25 protein-coding genes and 1 riboswitch are annotated in these 23,856 nt (G+C 32.5%); of the genes, 4 read left to right on the top strand and 21 right to left on the bottom strand.

The window, feature by feature from the left end:
- Positions 1-4: 4 nt before the first annotated feature.
- The 7 genes from P7F85_RS06640 to cmk all read right to left on the bottom strand — a co-directional run bounded on the left by P7F85_RS06640 (position 5) and on the right by cmk (position 6,600).
- Positions 5-712 carry a demethylmenaquinone methyltransferase gene (locus P7F85_RS06640; protein WP_002465741.1) on the bottom strand — a complete coding sequence of 236 codons (708 nt, stop codon included), beginning with the start codon at positions 710-712 and terminating at the stop codon, positions 5-7.
- A gap of 1 nt (position 713) precedes the next feature.
- Positions 714-1,286, bottom strand: coding sequence for a heptaprenyl pyrophosphate synthase subunit A (locus P7F85_RS06635; protein ID WP_002465724.1), 573 nt, complete (start codon positions 1,284-1,286; stop codon positions 714-716).
- 242 nt (positions 1,287-1,528) lie between these two features.
- A complete protein-coding gene (locus P7F85_RS06630) occupies positions 1,529-1,801 on the bottom strand; it encodes an HU family DNA-binding protein (protein WP_001043863.1) in 273 nt (90 codons plus the stop codon).
- A gap of 170 nt (positions 1,802-1,971) precedes the next feature.
- Complete coding sequence (locus tag P7F85_RS06625) at positions 1,972-2,970, bottom strand: NAD(P)H-dependent glycerol-3-phosphate dehydrogenase (RefSeq protein WP_002465734.1); 999 nt, start codon at positions 2,968-2,970, stop codon at positions 1,972-1,974.
- Between the two features lie 21 nt (positions 2,971-2,991).
- The gene (gene der / locus P7F85_RS06620; protein ID WP_002465765.1) at positions 2,992-4,302 is read right to left on the bottom strand and encodes a ribosome biogenesis GTPase Der; all 1,311 of its coding nucleotides are present in this window, start codon (positions 4,300-4,302) and stop codon (positions 2,992-2,994) included.
- Between the two features lie 175 nt (positions 4,303-4,477).
- Positions 4,478-5,656: a 30S ribosomal protein S1 gene (gene rpsA / locus P7F85_RS06615; protein WP_002465798.1), complete on the bottom strand. Its 1,179-nt coding sequence runs from the start codon at positions 5,654-5,656 to the stop codon at positions 4,478-4,480.
- Between the two features lie 284 nt (positions 5,657-5,940).
- The gene (gene cmk, locus P7F85_RS06610; RefSeq protein ID WP_002465786.1) at positions 5,941-6,600 is read right to left on the bottom strand and encodes a (d)CMP kinase; all 660 of its coding nucleotides are present in this window, start codon (positions 6,598-6,600) and stop codon (positions 5,941-5,943) included.
- Between the two features lie 76 nt (positions 6,601-6,676).
- Here cmk and P7F85_RS06605 point away from each other — a divergent pair, with 76 nt between their 5' ends.
- Positions 6,677-7,651 carry an asparaginase gene (locus tag P7F85_RS06605; RefSeq protein ID WP_002465794.1) on the top strand — a complete coding sequence of 325 codons (975 nt, stop codon included), beginning with the start codon at positions 6,677-6,679 and terminating at the stop codon, positions 7,649-7,651.
- 57 nt (positions 7,652-7,708) lie between these two features.
- On the opposite strand, the gene ypdA is transcribed toward P7F85_RS06605, so the two are convergent.
- The 4 genes from ypdA to P7F85_RS06585 form a co-directional block, all read right to left on the bottom strand.
- Complete coding sequence (gene ypdA / locus P7F85_RS06600) at positions 7,709-8,695, bottom strand: bacillithiol disulfide reductase YpdA (protein ID WP_002465727.1); 987 nt, start codon at positions 8,693-8,695, stop codon at positions 7,709-7,711.
- 188 nt (positions 8,696-8,883) lie between these two features.
- A complete protein-coding gene (ebpS, locus tag P7F85_RS06595) occupies positions 8,884-10,710 on the bottom strand; it encodes an elastin-binding protein EbpS (RefSeq protein WP_270251480.1) in 1,827 nt (608 codons plus the stop codon).
- A gap of 156 nt (positions 10,711-10,866) precedes the next feature.
- The gene (locus tag P7F85_RS06590; protein WP_447158528.1) at positions 10,867-12,246 is read right to left on the bottom strand and encodes a RecQ family ATP-dependent DNA helicase; all 1,380 of its coding nucleotides are present in this window, start codon (positions 12,244-12,246) and stop codon (positions 10,867-10,869) included.
- Positions 12,227-13,195, bottom strand: coding sequence for a helix-turn-helix domain-containing protein (locus tag P7F85_RS06585; RefSeq protein ID WP_002465793.1), 969 nt, complete (start codon positions 13,193-13,195; stop codon positions 12,227-12,229). The genes P7F85_RS06590 and P7F85_RS06585 overlap by 20 nt, the downstream gene beginning before the upstream one ends.
- Before the next feature lie 111 nt (positions 13,196-13,306).
- On the opposite strand from P7F85_RS06585, the gene P7F85_RS06580 reads away from it, so the two are divergent.
- Entirely contained in the window at positions 13,307-13,555 is a 249-nt protein-coding gene (locus P7F85_RS06580) for a ferredoxin (protein ID WP_002433578.1), read from the top strand.
- Between the two features lie 51 nt (positions 13,556-13,606).
- Here the strand turns inward: P7F85_RS06580 and P7F85_RS06575 are convergent, their stop codons facing one another.
- From P7F85_RS06575 to P7F85_RS06550, 6 genes are all read right to left on the bottom strand, one after another.
- On the bottom strand, positions 13,607-14,155 hold the full coding sequence (locus P7F85_RS06575) for an ECF transporter S component (protein ID WP_002465771.1): 549 nt from the start codon (positions 14,153-14,155) through the stop codon (positions 13,607-13,609).
- A gap of 61 nt (positions 14,156-14,216) precedes the next feature.
- Positions 14,217-14,345: riboswitch (FMN riboswitch) on the bottom strand.
- Positions 14,346-14,532: 187 nt separating this feature from the next.
- Positions 14,533-16,275 (bottom strand): ATP-binding protein, encoded by a 1,743-nt coding sequence (locus P7F85_RS06570; RefSeq protein WP_015364986.1) that lies wholly within the window; start codon positions 16,273-16,275, stop codon positions 14,533-14,535.
- Positions 16,259-16,984 (bottom strand): response regulator transcription factor, encoded by a 726-nt coding sequence (locus tag P7F85_RS06565; RefSeq protein ID WP_002465735.1) that lies wholly within the window; start codon positions 16,982-16,984, stop codon positions 16,259-16,261. Before P7F85_RS06565 ends, P7F85_RS06570 begins: the two co-directional genes overlap by 17 nt.
- 130 nt (positions 16,985-17,114) lie before the next feature.
- The gene (locus tag P7F85_RS06560; protein ID WP_002465723.1) at positions 17,115-17,855 is read right to left on the bottom strand and encodes a pseudouridine synthase; all 741 of its coding nucleotides are present in this window, start codon (positions 17,853-17,855) and stop codon (positions 17,115-17,117) included.
- Positions 17,848-18,390, bottom strand: coding sequence for an SMC-Scp complex subunit ScpB (gene scpB, locus P7F85_RS06555; RefSeq protein WP_046464387.1), 543 nt, complete (start codon positions 18,388-18,390; stop codon positions 17,848-17,850). Before scpB ends, P7F85_RS06560 begins: the two co-directional genes overlap by 8 nt.
- Positions 18,383-19,114: a segregation and condensation protein A gene (locus P7F85_RS06550; RefSeq protein WP_002465785.1), complete on the bottom strand. Its 732-nt coding sequence runs from the start codon at positions 19,112-19,114 to the stop codon at positions 18,383-18,385. The genes scpB and P7F85_RS06550 overlap by 8 nt, the downstream gene beginning before the upstream one ends.
- 92 nt (positions 19,115-19,206) lie before the next feature.
- Here P7F85_RS06550 and P7F85_RS06545 point away from each other — a divergent pair, with 92 nt between their 5' ends.
- On the top strand, positions 19,207-19,743 hold the full coding sequence (locus P7F85_RS06545; protein WP_002465789.1) for a DUF309 domain-containing protein: 537 nt from the start codon (positions 19,207-19,209) through the stop codon (positions 19,741-19,743).
- 40 nt (positions 19,744-19,783) lie between these two features.
- Here P7F85_RS06545 and xerD read toward each other — a convergent pair whose 3' ends face one another.
- The 3 genes from xerD to P7F85_RS06530 all read right to left on the bottom strand — a co-directional run bounded on the left by xerD (position 19,784) and on the right by P7F85_RS06530 (position 21,877).
- The gene (gene xerD / locus P7F85_RS06540) at positions 19,784-20,671 is read right to left on the bottom strand and encodes a site-specific tyrosine recombinase XerD (protein WP_002465792.1); all 888 of its coding nucleotides are present in this window, start codon (positions 20,669-20,671) and stop codon (positions 19,784-19,786) included.
- A 100-nt stretch (positions 20,672-20,771) separates the two neighbouring features.
- A complete protein-coding gene (gene fur, locus P7F85_RS06535) occupies positions 20,772-21,230 on the bottom strand; it encodes a ferric iron uptake transcriptional regulator (RefSeq protein WP_270251482.1) in 459 nt (152 codons plus the stop codon).
- 104 nt (positions 21,231-21,334) lie between these two features.
- A complete protein-coding gene (locus tag P7F85_RS06530; RefSeq protein ID WP_002465769.1) occupies positions 21,335-21,877 on the bottom strand; it encodes an NUDIX domain-containing protein in 543 nt (180 codons plus the stop codon).
- Between the two features lie 82 nt (positions 21,878-21,959).
- Here P7F85_RS06530 and P7F85_RS06525 point away from each other — a divergent pair, with 82 nt between their 5' ends.
- Complete coding sequence (locus P7F85_RS06525; protein WP_002465738.1) at positions 21,960-22,868, top strand: aldo/keto reductase; 909 nt, start codon at positions 21,960-21,962, stop codon at positions 22,866-22,868.
- Between the two features lie 92 nt (positions 22,869-22,960).
- Here the strand turns inward: P7F85_RS06525 and P7F85_RS06520 are convergent, their stop codons facing one another.
- Positions 22,961-23,722, bottom strand: a complete 762-nt coding sequence (locus P7F85_RS06520; protein WP_019235920.1) for an SDR family NAD(P)-dependent oxidoreductase — start codon at positions 23,720-23,722, stop codon at positions 22,961-22,963.
- Positions 23,723-23,856 lie beyond the last annotated feature (134 nt).

The raw sequence follows: 23,856 nt of genomic DNA, 5'->3' as shown, positions 1-23,856 counted from the left end.
CTGATCATTTTTGTTTATAGCCAAGGTGCATTGCAGCAACGCCACCTGTGAAGCTACGTACTTTAATATTACTAAATCCTGCTTGTTCAAATAGTCGTTTTAATTTTTCTTTACCTGGGAAGTCAAAGGTTGATTGTTGTAACCATTCGTATTCTTCTTTAGATTTTGCGAATAACTTACCAAATATAGGCATTACGAATTTGAAATATAAACGATAAACTTGTTTGAATACTGGTAATGTTGGTTGGCTAGTCTCTAGACAGACAATCATACCACCTGGTTTAAGCACACGTTCCATCTCTTTTAGTGCACCTAAGTAGTCAGGTACATTTCTCAAACCAAACCCAATTGTTACATAATCAAATGACGCATCATCGAAAGGTAAATTCATTGCATCACCATGGACTAAATGAATGTTGTCCATGTGAGCTGTCTTTTCTTTCCCAACTTCTAGCATGTTTTCACTGAAATCTAGTCCAGTCACCTCTCCTTGAGGGCCAACTGCTTTACTTAATGCGATTGTCCAATCGGCAGTACCACAACATACATCTAAAGCTGTACTACCTTTCTTAACTGACATTTCTTTCATAACACGTTTTCTCCAAACTTTGTGTTGTTCGAAGCTAATGATGTTATTTAATCTATCGTATTTTTTTGAAATATTTTGGAATACTGTATGAACTTGCTCTTTTTTAGCGTTATTTTCAGCCATCTTAATTACCTCTTCTTTTATCTAGCGTTTGTTTGATGTCTTGCATTATATGGTCAATACGTTCTTTGTTATAGTTTTTTAAATATGACGGATAGTAATCATGTACATCGTCATATAAAAATTCATATATACGATTAGCATTTTCTTCATCGCAAAAATGTGACAGCGTAATATATGGGAATAATGTTTCAACTTTAAATATGGCGTTACTAGCTTCATCATCAGTTAAAACATGTTGATGAAGAGATGATTTCAACTCACTAACTTCAACAATAGCTTTACTCATTGCAAGCTGATATGTTGGATCATTGATTTCAGCTAGAATAGTATAAAAATGTGCACTAAGTAGATCACCAACTAAAATTGAATGTTTTGATAATCCACTGTTAGATATATCATCTAAATGTTTCATTGAAGTGTCAATTGTGAGGCAAGCTAACTTAGCTTTTTCCGGTAAATCATATGAATCCAATAATTCCCCCAACTTCTCGTTGATTTGGATTGATTCATAATCAGTAATACCCTTAAGCCTTTGTTTGATATCTATATTTAATTTGCTGACAGTAGTTTCCATGTTCACACCTCACGATATTATCACTATTTATATTAACATTATATATCAAAAAATTAAATGTTAGAGCACCTTCTTCTTTCAAAGAAAGAAGTTAGGTACTCTAATATATGTATAAAATTTAATCGTATGTATAGTGGTTTCAATTTGGAAAAATAAAATTGAGTAGTTTTAAATAACTTGCTTATATATTCGAAAAGCATTATAAAAACAAAAAAGCCCCAGAAGGGCTTTTTTAAGTAAAATTATTTTACTGCATCTTTTAATGCTTTACCAGCTTTGAATGCTGGGACTTTACTTGCAGGAATATCAATTTCTTTACCTGTTTGAGGGTTACGGCCTTTACGAGCAGCACGCTCACGTACTTCAAAATTACCGAAACCGATTAATTGTACCTTTTCACCTTTAGCAAGTGAGTTTTGGATAGATTCGAATACAGCGTCTACTGCTGAACCAGCTTCTTTTTTAGTTAAATCAGCTTGCTCTGCTACTGCATTGATTAAATCAGTTTTATTCATTATGAATTCACCTCCTGAGGTTTGATAATGATATCTTTATATCATTATGGTATGACTTTAACACACTGATTACTGTCATCGCAACGATTTATATATTAAAAAAGTTGAAATAAAGCGAATAGAATTAATTTTTTTGAAAATCTCATAAAATATGTGTTAATTTACACTATTTATTCGGATTTTTTGTCTCGACCCATTAATTCTTTAATACTTTCTTTAACGGGGACATCTTCAAATAACACTTTATATAACGCAGTTGTAATTGGCATTTCAACATTAACTTCTTGTGCTAAATAATATACTGATTTTGTTGTATAGATACCTTCAACTACCATTTTCATTTCTTCAAGTGCTTCATCAGTTGTTTTCCCTTGGCCTAATTTATAGCCTAATGTAAAGTTACGTGAATGAGTGGACGTACACGTTACAATTAAATCGCCAATGCCACCTAATCCTAGGAATGTCATTGGATCTGCACCTAATTTTTCACCTAAACGACTAATTTCAGCTAAACCGCGTGTCATTAGTGCTGCCTTAGCATTATCACCAAAGCCCATACCAGCTACAATACCACTAGCTACGGCAATGATATTTTTTAATGCGCCACCGAGTTCAACGCCTACAAGATCATTATTAGTATAAACACGTAAATAGTCATTCATAAATAAATCTTGTATTAATTGACTTACTTTTTCATCTTTTGAAGAGGCAGCAACTGTTGTAGGTTGTTTGATGACCACTTCTTCTGCATGACTTGGGCCTGATAATACACCTATACCTGCATTATGTTCCGGAGAAATAGAATCTTCTAACATTTCAGAAACACGTTTGAAAGTACCATTTTCAATACCTTTTGCTACATGTATAAATGTTTTTTTAGAAGTTAATAAACTATCAATTTGTGTTGCTACTTCTCTCATCGCTTTTGTAGGTAGAGCCATTAGATAGATATCCGCAAAAGCAACACCTTCACTTAAATCCGTTGTAGCTTTGATAGTTGGCTCAAGCTTTGCTTCTTTTAAATAGTTTTTATTCATATGATGTGTATTTAATTCATCAACATTTTCACTATTTTTACCCCACATTAATACGTCGTGTCCGTTTTGTGCTAAAACATTTGCTAAAGCAGTACCAAAACTTCCCATACCAAATACTGATATTTTAGTCATATTAATATTCCCCTCCGTTTATTAGTTTCTTTTTCTTGGAATGATATGAACAGGTGTACCTTCAAATCCAAATGCATGTCTGATTTGATTTTCTAAGTATCTTTTATAAGAGAAATGCATTAATTCAACATCATTTACAAATACTACGAATGTTGGTGGTTCGATAGCCACTTGTGTTGAATAAAAGACATTTAATCTTCTACCTTTATCTGTTGGTGTAGGATTCATAGAAATAGCATCAGTAATGACTTCATTTAAAGTAGAACTTTGAACACGTTTCTTATGATTTTCACTTGCTTCTTTAATATATGGGAATAGTGTTTTTAGTCTTAATTGTTCTTTAGCTGAAACAAAAGCAATTTGAGCGTAATCTAAGAATTGAAATTCTTTTCTCACATCTTCAGTAAATTTCTTCATTGTTTTGCTATCTTTTTCAACGGTATCCCATTTATTTACTACGATTACAATCGCTTTACCTTCTTCGTGTGCATATCCTGCAACACGTTTATCTTGTTCGATAATACCTTGCTCTGCATCGATAACAACTAAAACAACATTTGAACGTTCAATCGCTTTTAATGCTCTAAGTACAGAATACTTTTCAGTAGATTCATAAACTTTACCTTTTTTACGCATACCAGCTGTGTCGATTAAAACGTAATCTTGTCCATCATACGAATATTCTGTATCTACTGCATCTCTAGTAGTACCTGCTACATTAGATACAATAACACGTTCTTCTCCTAAAATAGCATTAACCAAACTAGATTTACCAACATTTGGTCGTCCTATAATTGATAAACGGATTGTGTCATCATCATATGGATCTTCTTCCTCTTCACCAAAGTTTTCAACGACTGCATCTAATAAATCACCTAAACCTAGCCCATGTGATCCTGAAATAGGATAAGGTTCGCCAAAGCCTAATGAATAGAAATCATAAATATCATTACGCATTTCTACGTTATCAACTTTGTTTACTGCAAGGACGACAGGTTTTTTACTTTTATAAAGCATTTGAGCAACCATTTCATCACTTTGCGTCAATCCTTCTCTAACATTGACCATAAATACTATGACATCTGCTTCTTCAATCGCAATTTCTGCTTGTGCTCTTATTTGTGTTTGGAATGGTGCATCTCCTATTTCAATACCACCTGTGTCAATAATATTGAATTCATGCGTTAACCATTCACCTGATGAATAGATTCGGTCTCTGGTTACACCAGGTGTGTCTTCCACGATGGATACACGTTCGCCGACTACTCTATTAAAAATTGTAGATTTACCTACGTTAGGCTTTCCTACAATTGCAACTATAGGTTTAGTCATTTGTTAACTTCCTCTCTTTCTTAATCTCTATAATTTTATCACATGCAAGCACCGATTCAAAATACGATTATAATAAACAAGATAATATATTGACTTTAATGAGGCTCACGTAAAAAAACACTCCAATTAAAGTTTAACCTCTAATTGGAGTGTACATACATAGCATATTTAACTATTAAAATTTAAGATCTTTAAATTTATCACCGAAGACATCACCTAAAGTAGGATTATCTTCATCAGTGTCATTGTTTAAATAAGATTGAGTTGTAGATGCATCGCTTTCAACAACGTCTTCATTTGGTAACGTTGCTTTAATTGATAAAGAAACACGTTCGTTTTCTTCGTCAATGCCTAAGATTTTAACACTTACTTGTTGACCAGGTTCTAATACTTCACCTGGTGTACCAATGTGTTTATGATCAATTTCAGAAATGTGAACTAATCCTTGTACGCCAGGAGCAATTTCAACAAATGCACCGAAGTTAGCTAATCTTACAACTGTACCTTCAATAACATCATTTTCATGGAATTGACCTTTAATTTGAGCAAAAGGTGTTGGTAACGTATCTTTGATTGATAATGAAATACGTTCTGTATCCTTTTCCACTGATTTAACTTTAACATTTACTTTATCTCCAACCGAAACGACTTCTTCAGGAGATTGTACATGTTGATGTGATAATTCAGAAACGTGAACTAATCCATCTACGCCTCCAATATCAACAAATGCACCAAAGTTTGTTAAACGTGCTACTGTACCTTCAATAACATCACCGGCATTCAGTGAGTCTAGTAATGAAGCCTTTTTAACTTCATTTTCAGCTTGTTCTACTGCTTTACGGCTTAAAATAACACGATTATTTTCTGGATCTAATTCTTCAACTTTAATTTTAATTGTTTGACCTTCAAAATCAGAGAAGTCTTCAATAAAGTCTGTTGAAATAAGTGATGCTGGAACAAATCCACGTTGACCTACGTCTACTACTAATCCACCTTTAACAACTTCTGTGACTTTTGCTTCAATCACTTCATTGTTATCAAGTTTTTCTTGTAAATAATCATAAGATTGTTCAGTTTCAAGTTGTCTTTTAGATAAAATATAAGCGCCTGAATCATTTTCTTCATCAAATTCTATTTTCGTTACGTAGGCTTCGATTTCGTCGCCTTCTTTAACTACTTCATTAGGTTTTTCAATATGATGTGTGGATAATTGGCTAATAGGGATTATACCATTGTATTTTCCACCATTAATATGCACAACAACTTGTTTATCTTCAACTTGTTGTACCTCTCCAGTGACTTTGTCACCTTCTTTAATATCATTAATCATTGATTCGTTGAATTCTTCAGTCATCTTGTCTGCCTCCTTATACACTACATAATTATAACATCTTACAAACTGACAGAATTGTCAAGAAATTCCCCTTTTACACTTTAAGAAAAAGATTGTTATTTGATAAAAGTTGCCCTTTAAAGTACGTTAGGTTTCAATTTTTATTCAAAATTAAGAGGTAAAGATGCATGTTTATAGTATATATAATTATTATTTCAGTTTGAAATAACTCATGTTTATTATAAATCACAATAAAAGCTATATAAACGTTTCTGCTTAAGTCGTTTATATAGCTTCTTAATTGATTATTTTATTTGATTAACCATGTCCAAAATTTCATTTGTAACTGTTTCAATTGATTTACCCGTTGTATCTAATGTAACAGCATCGTCTGCTTTTCTTAGAGGTGAAATTTCTCTATTCATATCATATTGATCACGTTGCTCTATCTCAACTTTAAGTTGCTCTAAATTAGAATCAATACCTCGAAGTTCATTTTCTTTTTGACGACGTTCTGCACGTTCTTCAACAGACGCAATCATATAAACTTTTAGTTCAGCATTTGGCAGTACAACTGTACCAATATCTCTACCGTCCATAACAATGCCTTTTTGAGCTGCTAAATCCTTTTGTTTTTTAACTGCAAATGATCTCACTGGTTCTTTAGAGGCAACGTATGAAACGTTGTTTGTAACATCATTTTCTCTTAAGTAATCAGTGACATCTTCGTTATCTAGTATTACACGTTGGCCTTTTGTTTCGTCATAAGTTAATTCTAGTGTTGTATCTTTGATTAATGCTTCGAAGTCTTCAGTTTGATTTGTACGTAAATATTTATATGTGATTGCTCTATACATCGCACCAGTATCTACATAAATCATTGATAGCTGGCTAGCAACCTGTTTTGCAATTGTACTTTTACCTGCAGCTGCAGGACCATCTAAAGCAATATTAATTAAACTCATTATCGAAATACCTACCTTGTTGTTTGATGAATAATATTTTATCATAAATATGTATTTTATTAATAGGAGGAAAACTATGAAACGTCTACTTGTTATACATACAGGTGGCACTATTAGTATGTCACAAGATAGTTCCAATCGAGTCATTACAAATAAAGAAAATCCAATTTCTCAACATCAGGATATCATCAAACAATATGCACAAGTAGATGAAATACATCCTATGAATGTCCCTTCTCCTCACATGTCTATTCAACATGTTAAAGAACTAAGGGATATTATCGTTAATGCAAATCTAAACAATGAAACTACTTATGATGGTTTTGTTATTACACATGGCACAGATACACTTGAAGAAACAGCTTATTTATTAGATTTGTTATTAGATATCGAAGAACCTGTAGTGATTACTGGCGCTATGCGTTCATCAAATGAAATTGGTTCAGATGGATTATACAATTTTATTTCCGCTATAAGAGTGGCTTCATCAAACAATTCATATCATATGGGTGTTATGGTTGTCTTTAATGATGAGATTCATACAGCACGTAATGTAACTAAAACACATACATCCAATACGAATACTTTTCAAAGTCCGAATCATGGTCCGTTAGGTGTATTAACAAAGGATAATGTGCAATATCATCACCACCCGTTGCATCATACAAGTTATAAAAAGATTAATCCAAAGTTAAATGTACCTTTAGTAAAATCTTATATGAATATGCAGAGCGACTTATTGCATTTTTATGCGGAGAGCGATATTGATGGTTTAATTATAGAAGCTATGGGACAAGGTAATTTGCCACCTACTTGTTTAGAAGGTTTATATGCTTGTATTGATAAACAAATTCCGATTGTCATTGTATCTCGATCATTTAACGGCATTGTTAGTCCTGTCTATGCATATGAAGGCGGCGGTTATCAACTGGCTGAAAAAGGCTTGATATTTTCCAATGGATTAAATGGTCCTAAAGCAAGACTAAAATTAGTTGTAAGTTTAAGTAATGAATTGAATCGCGAACAAATTAAACGATATTTTGAAGAATAAACAAGAAATTAAAGAGGCGTAGAAGGTATGATATTTAAACCTTCTACGCCATATTTATTATGATTCAAGCGGCGTTTGCTTTTTAGTAAGAATGCTTTGTGTAATCAAGCCACCATGATATTTACCATTTTCAATAAAGATAGTATTAGCATCATTACCAGCAGCAATAACACCAGCAATATAACAATTTTCTACATTTGTTTCGTATGTTTCACGATTATAAACTGGTGCAGTACCATATTCATTTGTATTAATTTCAATACCGATTGATTCTAAGAATTCATAATTCGGATGATAACCAATCATTGCAAAGACATAATCATTCGGGATCGTAATTGTCTTACCTTCTTTTTCATATGTAACATGATCTTCAGTGATTTGTGTTACATTGGCATTAAATTCCATCGTAATTTTTTCATGATTAACTAATGACTCAAAATTGGGTAAAATCCATGGTTTAATAGCTTTAGGATAACGATCTCCACGATAGATTACTGTAACATTTGCGCCAGCTTTTTCTAATTCTAAAGCGGCATCAACTGCAGAATTCTTACCACCTATTACGACAACATTTTGGTCGAAGTACGGATGTGCTTCTTTGAAATAATGGAATACTTTAGATAACTCAGCACCCTCAACTTCTAGTGTATTATGTTGACCATAATAACCAGTTGCAACTGTTAAAAATTTACATTCGTAAACATCTTTAGTAGTCGTGATTGTAAAACGATTATTCATCTTTTTAACTGTTAAAACTTCTTCAAATGCATGGATATTTAATTGATGATGTTTAACGACTTCTCTATAATATACAAGAGCTTGATTTCGACGTGGTTTACTTTCTTCCACGATAAATGGAATATCACCAATTGATAATTTATCACTAGATGAGAAGAAGGTTTGATGTGTTGGATAATTATAGATAGATTCTACAACATTACCTTTTTCTATCACTAATGTTTCAATACCTTTTTTCTTTTGCTCAATGGCTGCACTTAAGCCACAAGGTCCTCCACCAATGATGATACTTTCTATTTTTTGCATGTAAAACGGCCTCCTTTAATCACCAAATTATTATATCAGTTATATCCTATTTTCGCGAAGTCCTTGTTTTAGAAAAGTTTAAATTATTTATGACTTTTTTGAATAATCGTCTTGATTTGACGGAAACCAAAAAAACTGTAAGTAATGCGATAACATTACTTACAGTTAATTTGATGATTGAATTGTACCTATGGAATTACTAATGTTTGACCATTATGAATATTGTTACCATTTAATCCATTAGCTTGTCTAATTTTTTCAACATTTGCAGGTGAACCACTACCGTAATATTGAATGGCAATTCTGTAGAGATTTTCTTTACCATTTACAGTATGTGTTTGTTTACCTTGTTGGTTACTATTGCTATTTTGGCTATTATTACCTTGTTGGCCATTTTGTTGTGAGTTTTGGCCTTGACCATTTTGGCTATTTCCGCCATTTTGACCTTGGTTATTAGTTGCTTGTGAGTTAGCACCATTAGCATTATCACCAGAACTATTTTTATCTGAATTTGAAGCGTCTGATGAATTTGATTCGTCACTAGATGTTGCTTTATCTTTATCAGAGTCTTTTGATTTATCTTTGTCTTTTGAACTATCTTTATCTTTGCTGTCTTTATCTTTGCTAGTGTCGTTGTTTTTCTTGCCATCTTTACTATCTTCATTAGCTACTTTGTTATCATCATTGCCACTATTACTATGATTATTTAAGGCCATACCTGCGAAAATAGCAATTGCACCTAGGATTAATACTGCAGCTATAATTGGTAAGATGATTTTCATAAAGCCGCCTTTTTTCTTACCATCATGATTGTCTCGATGATTATTGTTATCATCATGTTGGTTGGCTTCTTTTTTATCATGGTGATGTTTTGCACCTGCAGCACCAGCAACACCTGCGGCGCCTGCACCTACTGCAGCAGCTTTCTTCCCTTTATTAGATTGATGTTTATCTTTATTATCATGTTTGTCGTCATCATCATGTTTGCGGTCATCCTTGATATCTTTATCACTATGATGGCTTTCTTTTTTATCATGATGATGTTTAGCTAAACCAGCGGCACCTGCAGCACCAGCAACACCTGCACCAGTTGCGGCAGCTTTCTTACCTTTACCTGATTTTTCATCATCTGATTGATGATTATCTTTAATCTCTTTGTCGTCATGTTTGTTATCATGATGATCTTGATGACGGTCATTTTTTATTCTATTTTCGCCAGTATGATCGTCTTTTTTATCATGATGATGTTTAGCTAAACCAGCAGCACCCGCAGCACCAGCCACACCGGCACCAGTTGCAGCAGCTTTTTTACCTTTACCTGAGTCGTGGTGTTCTTCATCATGATGACCTTTATTAAGTTCGTCTTGGCGATCTTTAGATGTATCTTGACGACGGTCATCTTTATTAAAGTCATCATGTCGATCATTATCTTTGTGATGGTCATGTTCACGTACACGATCCTCATGGCCATTATTGTCACCATGTTTATGATCACTAGTCACTTTTTTACCAACTGCAGCACCACCTGCTAGAGCGGCATCTTTACCGTGCCCGTCTTTCTTGTCATGACGATCATCATGTTGAACATCGTCACTTTTACCACTACGCTTTAAAGGTTCATCGTGATTTAATTCTTGTTCTGACTCACGAGTCGAACGATTTTCAGGATGATGTGCCTGTTTTTGATCTCTATTTACATCATTGTGATTGGATGCATCATAATTTTTGTTATCTCCATTATGTAATGATGTATCATCATGTCTATCATCTAATGAACCATCTTGGCTATCTTTTGTACGTGAATCTGCCTGACGGTTATTATTTGTCGCTATATCTCGACGACGCTTTCTTCTCTGTGCATTTCTCGGTGGGAATTGTTGATTTGCTTTGTCTTCAGTTCTGTCTACTGCATTATCTTCTTGCTCTTCATGTGAAGATGTCTGCTCATTATGATCTTCTGGGTCTATTGCTTGACGATTTTTTTCAAAATCATCTTTGAAGTTATTATTAGACACAATCATCATCCTCTCTGTTTAATTTTATTTTATAATGATACATAAACTATACCCATTTATTAAATGATTATGTATAGTAATCAAGAATTTTTTAGGTATTAAGATTTTGTTCATAAGTTAATTATAGCTTGAATAAAGAGTTAAGCAAAATAAAATCTATAGTTCATATAAATTTTGAAGTTTTTCACTATATGATAGCTTACGTTTAACTTTCTTGCGATTAATTACTTTCATGCTAGGTAACTCAGTATCATTGTCACAACATACATCTGGCAGTTTAGGTTGTTCATTAAAAAATTCCAACAAATATTTTCGGCGACATTGGTCAAGTTGTGTGTAGCCTAACATGCGACTATAACCTAATTTTTTACGTCTGAAAGATTGATCAAAAATACGTTGCATTTGATTAATTGAATATTGATTATAAAGTATGGATAAAATGGATTCTTTTTCAGGAGGGATAAATTGCCCTAATTCAAATGCATGAATATCTTCAGTTGTGATTCTATCAGCAAATAGTATGGTTTCTAATATAAAAGCGTCGTCGGGTTGGAATAAGCTAATGGCTTGGCTCGCTTCACCGTCTCTACCTGCTCTTCCAATCTCTTGTAGATAATTAGAAGGACTAGATGACAAATGAAAATGAATGACTGTTCGGATGTCTTTTTTATTTATTCCCATACCAAATGCACTTGTCGCAACTATGATTGGAATATCATTGTTTAAAAATTGGTGTTGTACTGTCTGTCTTTCTTGATAACTTAAATCGCCATGATATATCCCTGTTAAAAAACCTGAGTCATAAATAAGTTGAGCTAGTGTTAAACATAATTTTTTAGAGGATACATATATAATAGTGGGACCTGTTTCATTAAGTTGTGGTAACAACCATTCTATTTTTTCTTCGTCAGATCCGAAATTGAGATGTTTCAATGAAATATTCATACGATTCATACTTGTTTTAATTGTACTGAAATTAACATTGAGCATTTCAGATAAATCGCTTTCTAAATGAGGTGGTGCAGTTGCTGTTAATGCAAGAATTGTAGCCGACTTAAATGAATTCGTTATTTTTCCAATCAAGGCATAATGTGGTCTGAAATCATATCCCCATTCAGACAAACAATGCGCTTCATCAAGAACAATTAAACCAAAATCTATATTGGCGATAAGTTTAAAATTTTGAGGTTGTAATATAAATTCGGGACTTAAATAGATAAATTTACTTTGTCGAATATTGCTAAGATTTTGTCGTTTCTCTGTATTGTCCATTCCTGAATGGATACAACAAACTGCACGTTCACCATTTAACTTCATTTGCATGACTTGATCATCCATAAGAGAAATTAATGGTGAAATGACAAGTGTTGGCTTTTCAATTATATAAGTAGGTAATTGATAACAAAGGCTTTTGCCACTACCTGTTGGTAAAATACCAAGTGTATGCTTTTGATTTAATACACTGGTAATGATTTCCTCTTGCCCAGGTTTAAAGGAATCAAACCCAAACCAATCTTTAAGTTTCTGTTGAAGCAACTAAGTCACCCCTTTCAATACCGACAATTACCAATTTAATTTGAAAATAAGTTAATGTATCAAATTGTTGCTTGTACTCACGCAATTTGATTCCTATATGACTTTTGTAAAAATCGATAAATGGTTGAATTGTTGTGATGTCTAAATAACTGTCATAGTCATTGATATAACCTTTGATAAACAACTCTAAAAGATGATCTTCAATCGTATTTAATTTAACATTTTGAACAGTTGAGATGTCTTGTATCGGGTGTCCTTGCTCTAATTGATGTAAGGTTAACTTCGTTTTATTAAGTAATGTTGGACGTATAATCGTTTGATTTAATAAAGGATGTTTTTGCATATCTTCAATTTCAAACATGACATCGACCAATTGATTCATTTCTAATTCAAATAGTTCTTGTTGAGACTTCGATTCAATTAAACTGACTTGTTGTCTGGTATACATCGCCTCTTCATATCCTTGTAAATAATAATGCAAATAAACATGTTCATGCTTGCTAGCAATTTTTTCAAATAATTGTTTTATTTCAGTGATAAAATTTGACTCTAAATCGTTAACCTTTATGTGTTGATAAATATCTTTAACACGTTGTTGAATGTATGTTTGTTGAGTAATAGGAATGAACCTAAAATCGTTATGTAAGCTTTGTGATACCGTTTGAATGAGTAATTGGATACAGTTAAATGTATTAATAAGGCTATCATAGGTACATCTTGGATGCGTTTTGATATTTATTTTTGGTTCCTCATCATTCAATTCATTTAAATATCGCTCAAAAGACGGATATTTTAATCTCGGTAAACTATGATATAATGACAAAAGTTGTTGACTACTTGCGTCAAAAAATGTTTGATGGGATTTTTTTCCTGTTAAGATATTATAAATACTTTTATTTGTTTTGTAGTTGAATGCGTGCTGACACGCATATTTGATAATTTGATACAAGATAAACCCTCACTCTATAAAACGAATATATTGAAAATCACACTATCGATGTCTACAATAGTAGTATTGTTATTACTAGTGTAGCATTTTTTTCAAAGGAGGCGAATGAAATTGGCTAAATATACAATCGTTGATATGGATACTTGTATAGCATGCGGTGCATGTGGTGCAGCAGCTCCAGATATCTATGATTATGACGACGAAGGTATTGCTTTCGTAATCCTTGATGATAACCAAGGTACTGCAGAGGTGCCAGAAGAGTTATATGAAGATATGGAAGATGCACTAGAAGGTTGTCCAACAGATTCAATTAAAATTGAAGACGAACCATTTGATGGTGACGCACTTAAATTTGAATAATATATAGTATTAAAAGCGCCTTTACACATTATGTGTAAGGGCGCTAGTTATTTATAAGTGAATGTTATTTTTAATTCTATTGAATATAAAGTAAAAGATGATTGAAATGACAATACCTTTAATAATATTAAATGGTATGACACCTGAAACAATAATTACTTTAAGATTATGAACAATGTCACCTAGGTTAAATATCATGCCGTAAAGTGGTAACAATACAAAATAATTTAAAATACTTAATACAATGGTCATAACAACTGTACCTATTACAAGACCTATTAATAATGATTGCTTACTAAGTTTATTTTTATAAATATAATATGCAGCTAATAAGAAACTTGCAATTGCTAAGAAGTTCGCTACGGGGCCTACAGGATCGCCCATATTGAAAAAGAAATTGAGTAAATTTTTAATAAATGCCACTATAATTCCTGCAATTGGTCCTAATAAAAATGTAGCAAGTAATGTAGGTACGTCACTAAAGTCTAACGTTAAGTATGGTGGTAAAAATGGCAATGGAAATTTAATAAATGTAAGTACGAAAGCGACTGCACTTAACATACTTATAAAGATTAAACGTCTATTTTGGTTTTGTTGCATATATGATTTTCTCCTTTCATTCATCTTGCTAGAAAAGGAGGAAATTTGCACAACAAAAAACCTCCATCTTCTCCCATCCAGACTATACTGTCGGCTTCAGAATTTCACTGAATCAGGTAAAATGAGACATTTTACGTCGCAGGCTTAATTTACTGCCGGTTGGGAATTGCACCCGACCCCGAAGATGAATTAACTATAATTTTATTTTAAATATATCATACATGATAACTCTGTTATGTACAATGAGTTTGCTCCGATATATTTATATAGATATAAGTTGTCATTAAAATAATCAAGTTGATGATTAATCTATAGATTTAATAATAAATAAAAAACCTGTTAAAGTAATCAACTGACTCTAACAGGTTTTATTATGTTTATTTTGGTAATTTGATGATAAAGGTTGTTCCTTCGCCTACTTGACTTTCAACTTCAATTATACCGCCATGTTCTTCTATAATCATTTTACAGATAAATAATCCTAATCCAGTACCTTGTTTACCTCTTTTTCTTGATGCATCTACTTTATAGAAACGATCGAAGACTTGTTGTAAATGTTCAGGTGCGATGCCAGTACCCGTATCTGTTATTCTTAAAATATTATAGCTATTATCTTCGTCTGTAGTTACTGAAATTGTATCTCCAGGTTGTGTATATCTTGATGCGTTATCAATTAAATTGGTTAAGACTTGATCCATTCTGTCCATATCATAGTTCCATAACTGTTGATTGTTCACTTCAAATTGCATGTTAAGTTCTAAATCAGTGGCTTGTTGGCGATATTTTATTCTCATTTTGTTAAGTAAATCAGAAATTGGTTGTGTCTCTTTCTCTACAGATAATCCTTCAGCATCCATACGCGCTACATTTAATAATTCATTTACTAAGCGGTTTAGACGTTTAGATTCATCTAAGACAATAGCGAGTGATTCATGTATTTCATCTGGTTCTGTGACAACTCCATCTACAATAGATTCTGTATAGCCTTGTAGTAATGCAATTGGTGTTCGTAACTCATGAGACACATTTGCGATGAAATCTTTTTTCATTTGATCAAGATTATGTTCATTTGTCATGTCACGTATTATAGCAACGATGCCACTTCTGCCATCATTTTGGATACGTTCAATATAACTCATGATAATCACATAATAACGTGTGTTTGCTTCAATTTCTTGGAATTGCGTTTCTTTAGTATTAAAGGTTTGTTCAATTTGATTTTCTATTAATTCAACCGCGTTATCATCTAATGTATAGAAGACTTGGTCTGCCATTTTGTTTGATAAAATAATATCCTTTTGTTCATTAATACCTATAACACCTTCGACCATTGAGTTAATCAAGCTATCACGTATATTTTTAGATGTAGATAATGCTTCTACGTGTTCTTGAATTTCAAAACTCATATTATTAAACGCTCGTGACAGTTCTCCAATTTCATCTTTTGTTGATACTGATGTGATATGTGAATAATCACCTTGTGATACCTTTTGAGCTTGATTTCTTAACTCTCTTAACGGTTTCGTAATTCTAGATGATAGGAAAAATGCAAAAATAGTACTCACTGCTAAAAATATAATTGCGGTAATTAAGATGATAATTGTAATCGCATTGTTAGTATCTTCAATTGATTTTAAATCTTTAAAAATAAAGACACCACTATATTCTGAGTGACTTCCTGGCTCAGCTTTCATTGGATAACCCACTAATATATAGGGATGTGAATTACCTTGTTCTTTAATCGTGACATTACGTGTCATTGACTCACCATGTTTGAAAACACGGTTAAAATCTTTATTATCTTTGATTTCTTTTAACATTGCTTTTTTATCCGGTGAAATTGTTTGTTGATAAGCGGTAGATGAATTTTTCATAATAATTAATCCACCTGGATTATCTATCAATGTTTGGCTATTTTTAATGGCTATATTTTGATTTTTAGAGCTTTCTACCAATGAACTAATACGTTTGGCGTCTTCTTTAATGGAATCTTCAGCTTCTTGTGTATAATAATATTGAATAAAAGTAATTAACGCAGCACTTAATAAAATTAAAACTGTCGTTACTATAAAAATTATAGTTAACCACAGTTTTATTACTACACTATTTAGCCGGTTCATCGTTTGTATTAACCTCGAATTTATAGCCGACGCCCCAAACCGTTTGTATCATATGAGCTGCATCACTCGATACTTTGTTGAGCTTCTCTCTTAATCTTTTCACGTGCGTATCTACCGTACGTAAATCGCCATAAAATTCATAATGCCAAACTTCTTTTAATAATTGTTCACGATCAAATACTTTATTAGGTGTTTTAGCTAAATAAATTAATAGTTCATATTCTTTTGGTGTTAAATTAACCTGCTCATTATCAGCTAGTACTCTATGTGCATCATTATCGATGACTAAGTGATTGAACTCAATCACATCTCTTGCATGAGGTTCACTTTGTTCAGGTGTTGTTGATTGCGTTCTTCTTAATAATGCTTTGACTCTTAAGACAACTTCTCTTGGGGAGAATGGTTTTACAATATAGTCATCGGCACCTGATTCAAACCCTTCGACACGATTCGTCTCTTCACCTTTTGCAGTGAGCATGATAATAGGTGTATCTTTATGCTCTCTTAATTGAGTGGCTACTTCGATACCGTCCATCTCTGGCAACATTAAGTCTAAAAGAATGCACGCATAGTCATTTTCCATAGCAAGTTGATATGCCTCTTTACCATCACTTGCTTCATGTGTTTCAAAAGATTCTCTTTCTAGGTATAGCTTAAGTAATCTTCTGATTCTGTCTTCGTCATCAACGATAAGTATTTCATTCGTCATAATACTAAATTACCTCCTACACATGCTGTTCATTTCAATAGTTATTATAGCATATGAAATAGTCATTAAGTTAGTGTTAAAGAAATCTTTGTGAAAAAAATCTCAAAGATTTAAATATCATTGGTATAGTTTAATCATTCCCATTTTCAGCTAAATGGCGGATTGTTTTAACTTCATGAGGTGTGAGTACTCGACCTTCACCTGCGTTTAAACCTTTTATGTCAAGCGGGCCAAATTGGATACGCGTTAATTTGCTTACTTGGTGTCCAAAATGTTCGAACATACGACGCACTTGTCTGTTTCTACCTTCACTAATCGTGATTTCAACAAGAGTAGTATTTTTATCTTTGTCTTGGTTTTTCACTTTAACTTGAGCAGGTTGTGTGAAACCATCTTCAAGTTCGATACCCTTTTCTAAAGCTTTCACTTCTTCTCTCATTAGATACCCTTTAAGCTTAGCGACATATTTCTTTTTAATATGATATCGAGGGTGTGTCATTAAATTCGTGAACTCTCCATCGTTCGTTAACAATAATAATCCCGATGTATCATAATCTAATCGACCTACTGGATATATACGTGTTTCTATATCTTTGAAGTAATCAGTCACGACTTTACGGCCACGATCATCCGATACACTTGTAATTACTTGTGCAGGTTTATTAAATAAAATATAAATTTTATCTTCTTGCTCTAATTTGATACCTTCAACTTCAACAGTATCTGAATTTGAAACTTTTGTACCCAGTTCAGTGACGACTTGTCCATTAACTTTTACTTTGCCATCAGTAATTAAAGTTTCAGCTTTACGACGTGATGTATAACCACTGCTTGCAATTCTTTTTTGTAATCTTTCTAATTCTTTACTCATTTGTATCTCCCTTTTGATTTACCAAGTTACTAAAGAACGCGTCCATTTCTTCTTCATCTTCTTGAGTGGCTGGTAAATCTTCTAATTTTTCTATACCAAATACATTTAAAAATAGGTCTGTCGTGATTAATTGTTGACTCCGTGAATTCTGGACTTCTTTTGCTTCTACTAAACCTCTTGCAATGAGTGTTTTAACTGCACCATCAGAATTAATACCCCTAATAAGTTCGATATCACTTCGAGTTAATGGTTGATTATACGCAATAATCGATAATGTTTCCATTGCGGCTTGTGATAATTTCATTTTAGATTTTTGTTCAATTAAGGCTTCGATGTATTGTGCAGCGTCTTTTTTAGTTGTCATAACACATGTTGTTCCAAATTGTTGAATCATGAGACCGTTCGATTCGTACGTGTCGATTAGGTCAGTTAATTCAGCTTCATTGACCTCTAGAATTTCAAGCAATTGTTTGACTTCAAGGCCTTCATCTCCTGATGTGTATAGCAGTGCTTCTAATATACCGTGCTTATTCAACGCCGTAATTCACTCCTCTTAATATATTAATGTCATCAAAGTTTTGATGTTGTTCAATATTAATAATCCCTGACTTTGACATTTCTAATATGGCTAAAAAGTGTGTTACCACTTGTTCTATAGGTTCTGTAAATGTAAACAGACTAAAGAAATTGAAGGATGACTTTGTTTTTAATCTGTCCGTGACTTGTGCCGTTGCTTGTTGAATGGTAAATGTTTCTTTCTTAATTTCTACGGAATGAGGTTTGTTGATTTCTACTCGGTTTCTAACACGTTGATAAGCAACAATTAATTCGGTTAAATCAATGGTATTCGATGGGTCCCAAGATTCATCAGTCTCCATATGTGATAAATCAGTTGGATGCTTAGTATAATAGTGATCACGTTCAGCTTTCATTTCATTTAAGATTTCTGTGTACTCTTTGTAATTTTGATATTCTATTAATCTACCAACTAAATCTTCACGTGGATCTTCTTCTAGGTCGAGATTATCTTCTGATTGTGGTAACAATAGTTTACTTTTAATCATCAGCAATTCTGAAGCCATGACTAAGTATTCACTTGCAACGTTGATTTCTAATTGGTTCATTGCATGAACATATTGCATATACTGTTCAGTTAATGACTTCATAGGAATATCATAAATGTCTATTTCAAATTTTTGAATTAAATGTAATAACAAATCGAGTGGACCGTTAAATGCATCCAGTTTTACTTCATACATAGTATCTACCTCATGTTGCAACTTATGTGCATATTTCACTAAAATATTATAGCATGAATTTATATAACTTTTAAAATTAAGGTGAAATTCAGATGGAACAAGCATTAATTCAATTTTATTATCACTTTCATACAAGTCAGCACTATTTTTTATGTCATGACATACTTGAAGAGGCTTGGAAAGAAAATAACCATTTTAGCAAACAAGATGCTGTCGTGAGTTTGATTTTATGTGCTACGGCTTGCTATCACTTTCGACGATGTAATTTAAAAGGTGCTGCTAAGTCTTTTGACAAAGCAAAACAAGTCATTAAAAACGCTAATAAAGAAGATCAAATGCAATTACATTTGAATATTCAACGGTATATCACGTTACTTGACCAACAAATGACACGCGTAGCACAACGACAACCATTTGAACCTATTCAATTGCCTATTAATGTTGACATGTTGAATCGAATTCAATTACATTATTCAGATTATCATTTTGTTTCATCACCTATTTTAAATGATGAGATTGTTCATCACCATTTATTAAGAGATCGAAGTGATGTTATTTTAGCACGACAACTCGCATTAAAGGATAAACAGTATCAAAGACTTCAAATAGATAATAATAAAAACCAATGATACGCTTCTATATCTTAGGTATCATTGGTTTTAACGTTTATTAAGCTCTAGGATGGTATTGATTATACATTTTTCTAATTTGTGATTTTGAAACGTGTGTATATAATTGTGTAGTTGAAATATCAGAGTGTCCTAACATTTCTTGTACTGCACGTAAATCGGCACCATTTTCAAGTAAATGTGTTGCAAATGAGTGTCTTAATGTATGTGGCGTGAGTGTTTTATTAATATTAGCTTTTAGACCATTTTGTTTAATCATCTTCCATATACCTTGTCTAGATAAAGGTTTACCATGCATATTTAAAAATAAGACGTTGGTCACAGTTTGCTTAAGTAATTGTGGCCTTACGGTTTCGATATAGGTAGTTAAATAGTCTATAACCGTATCTCCTAATGGCACAATACGTTCTTTGTCTCCTTTACCAAATACGCGAACAAATCCCATCATCAAATTGACGTCTTCAACTTCAATTTGTATCACTTCAGATACACGCATACCTGTAGCATATAATAACTCAAGCATTGTGCGGTCTCGATATCCATTGTTTTTATTTAAATCTGGTGCATTGAGTAATTCAATGACTTCATCTACTTCTAAAACATCAGGGAGTTTCTTTTCATATTTTGGTGTTTCTATTAATACTGTTGGATCTTTAGCTGCATATTTTTCGCGTAACGCAAATTGATGAAAGCTACGTATTGTTGAAATAAATCTAGCGATAGATTTAGATGATTGACCTTGATCGATTAAATAACCTAAACATTCTTGAATTGTTTGACGATCTACAAAATCGATATTTGAAATCTTTTGTAATGTTAAGTATTCTTTATATTTATTCAAATCTCGACGATAAGCACCAATTGTATTGACACTTAATCCTTTCTCAATTTGAATAAATTTTAAATATTCTTCTATAATTGTTTCCATCATAAAGCACCTCTTTTGAAGCGGTGGCTTCTTAATATCATATATGTGTGGAGAATCTAAAATACTCAAACATTTGTACATTTATTCAGATAAAGTAATTTTATTTATTCTCTTCACTTTTTTTAGCTTGGCAATTTGAACATACACCATGGAATGTTAATCGGTGGTCTAAAATTTTAAAATTAAATTCTTTTTCAACACGATTTTCAACTTCTGGTAATAAGTCTTCTTCGATTTCTTCGACTTTACCGCATTCCATACATACTAAATGGTGATGGAAATGTTTAGCTCCTTCTTTTCTTAAGTCAAAACGAGCAACACCATCACCAAAATTAATTTTATCTAATACTTTTAATTCTGCTAATAATTCTAAGGTACGATAAACGGTAGCTAATCCGATCTCTGATGATTTGTCTTTAACTTTTAAATATACATCTTCTGCACTTAAATGGTCTTTTTCGTTTTCTATTAGAACTCTTACAGTAGCCTCACGTTGTGGAGTTAACTTATATGAAGACTGTTGTAATTGTTGCTTCACGCGATTTAATCGTTCTTCCACGGAAGCCTCACTCCTCTACTAAGAATTATAATCATTTTAATCTAAAGCATGATTCAATATATAAATTACCAGTATTCTCAATGAAACGCAAGGATATTCGTTCATTATTTAGAATGATTATAATTTAATAATAGATGTTGAAGTGCAATGATTGTCTTTGCGTCTTCAATTTCTGCATTTTGAAGCGCTTCTTTTACTTCTTCAATTGAGAATTTATGAACTTCCACAAATTCATCGTCATCAAGGTTCATTTCCCCTACTTCTAATTGGTCAGCAAAATAAATGGTAAGCTTCTCATTTGAAAAGCCTGGAGAACCATACATATGTGTAACAAATTGCAAGTTTTTCGCAATATATCCAGTTTCTTCTTCTAATTCACGTTTAGCTGCTTCCTCTCGTTCCTCATTTTTCTCTAATTTACCAGCAGGAATTTCTAATAATGGTTTTTCGGCTGGTTTTCTAAATTGCTTTACTAGTAGTACTTCATTTTCAGGTGTTATGGCACATACTGCCACTGCGCCATTGTGATAAATGAGTTCACGTTTAGATGTACGTCCGTCAGGTAGTTCTACATCATGGATTTCTAAATCGACTATTTTCCCATTATAAATCACTGTTCTATCTATCGTTTTTTCGTTAAATTCCATTTATAATCACGTTCCTTTTAAATGTTTTAATAAATTGATAAACTGAATGCGTTAGTTAAAGTGTATCGAAAGGAGAAAATACATGCAAAAGAATATCTTGAAAAGTGGTATAGAAATTTCAGAATTAGGATTAGGTTGTATGAGTTTAGGTACAGATTATAAAACTGCACAACCGATAATTGAAAGTGCAATTGAAAATGGTATTACTTATTTTGATACGGCTGATATGTATGACCAAGGTATTAATGAAGAAATCGTTGGTAAAGCATTAAAAAGATATCAAAATCGTGATGATATAGTTATTGGCACTAAAGTTGGTAACCGATTAACTGAAGATGGCAGTATCACATGGGATCCTTCAAAAAAACATATTAAAGAAGGTGTGAAAGGCTCATTACAACGTTTAGGTTTAGATCATATTGATTTATATCAATTACATGGTGGTACTATTGATGATCCATTAGATGAAACAATAAGTGCGTTTGATGAGTTAAAACAAGAAGGTATCATTCGCGCATATGGTATTTCATCTATTCGTCCAAATGTGATTGATTATTATTTAAAACATAGTCAAATTGAAACATTAATGTCTCAATTTAACCTCATTGATAATCGACCTGAAAGCTTATTAGATGACATACATGAAAAGCAAATTAAAGTATTAGCACGTGGACCTGTATTTAAAGGTTTATTAACGTCAAATAGTAACGAAGCATTAGATAAAAAATTCGCTGATGGTATATTCGACTATACACAAGATGAATTAGGTGAAACGATTGCTTCTGTTAAAGAAATTGAAAGTAATCTAACTGCGCTATCATTTAATTATCTCACTTCACATGATGCTTTAGGCTCTATCATCGTAGGTGCAAGTAGCGTAGAACAACTAGAAGAAAATGTTGAAAATTATTATAAAGATGTAAGTTTAGATCAAATTAAAGCGTCTAGAGAACGCGTCAAAGATTTACAGTATACACAACATTTAAAATAATAATAGATATAGGAAAAGCCATTAAATGACGATAATTCATTTAGTGGCTTTTGTAATATAATTTGTTTTCTGATTCTATCAAACACTTATAATTAATGATTACTTTTGTTATTAAACAAATGAGAAAAATGTTTTTCCAAAAATCTTGGTGCTAATTGATATAATTTTAACATTTGATGCATCCATGTAGGTGCATTGATTTCTTGCTTTTCTTTAATAATACCTTCCACGATATGTTGAGCAAGTTGGTTGGAATGAATCATTATTGAACGATATTGGTTGAAATACGATAAGGATGGGTCTGCTTTTTGATGAAATGGAGTGTCAATCGGTCCCGTATTTACTGACATGACGTGTAATTTTGGTTCTTCTAATCTCAGTGCATTTAGAACTTGATTAAAAGCAGCTTTAGACGCACCATAGTGCGCAGCGTGCGATTGTGTGACAAATGCAGCTTGACTAGATATACCAATTACATGCGCATGATCTACTAAATATGGCTTTATCGTATTGTATAGTAAATTAAAACTAATTAAGTTAACATCGTATGTTTCAATCATCTCTTCTGTTGTATGCATAGCAATAGATTTAAAATAACCTAATCCTGAACTATATATCAATCCGTGTATAGGTGTTTTAATTTGAGATGTAATATGAATAATGTCTTGCCTATTTTGCAAATCGCATTCTATAACATCGACAAATGAGGATTGACTACCGAAATTAATTTGTCGAAACTTCTTAATGTTACGTGCAAGAATGGTTACATGAGTTCCTCTTTTAATAAGTTCATGTACAATATCTAATCCCAAGCCACTTGTACCACCTGTAACAATATAATGTTGGCCTATCATGGTATTCACTCTCTTTCTTATATAGAGATATCTCATTTCATATAAAAATGTCGATAAATTGTATACTTAATATTGAATATTTCTAATATATGTTACTATGTAGTTATATTTATAAGGTATCATTATTTTATAAC

This window comes from Staphylococcus sp. aM (assembly GCF_052975125.1).
The sequence above is the reverse complement of the archived record's forward strand: the minus strand, read 5'-3'. Positions and strand labels throughout refer to the sequence as shown.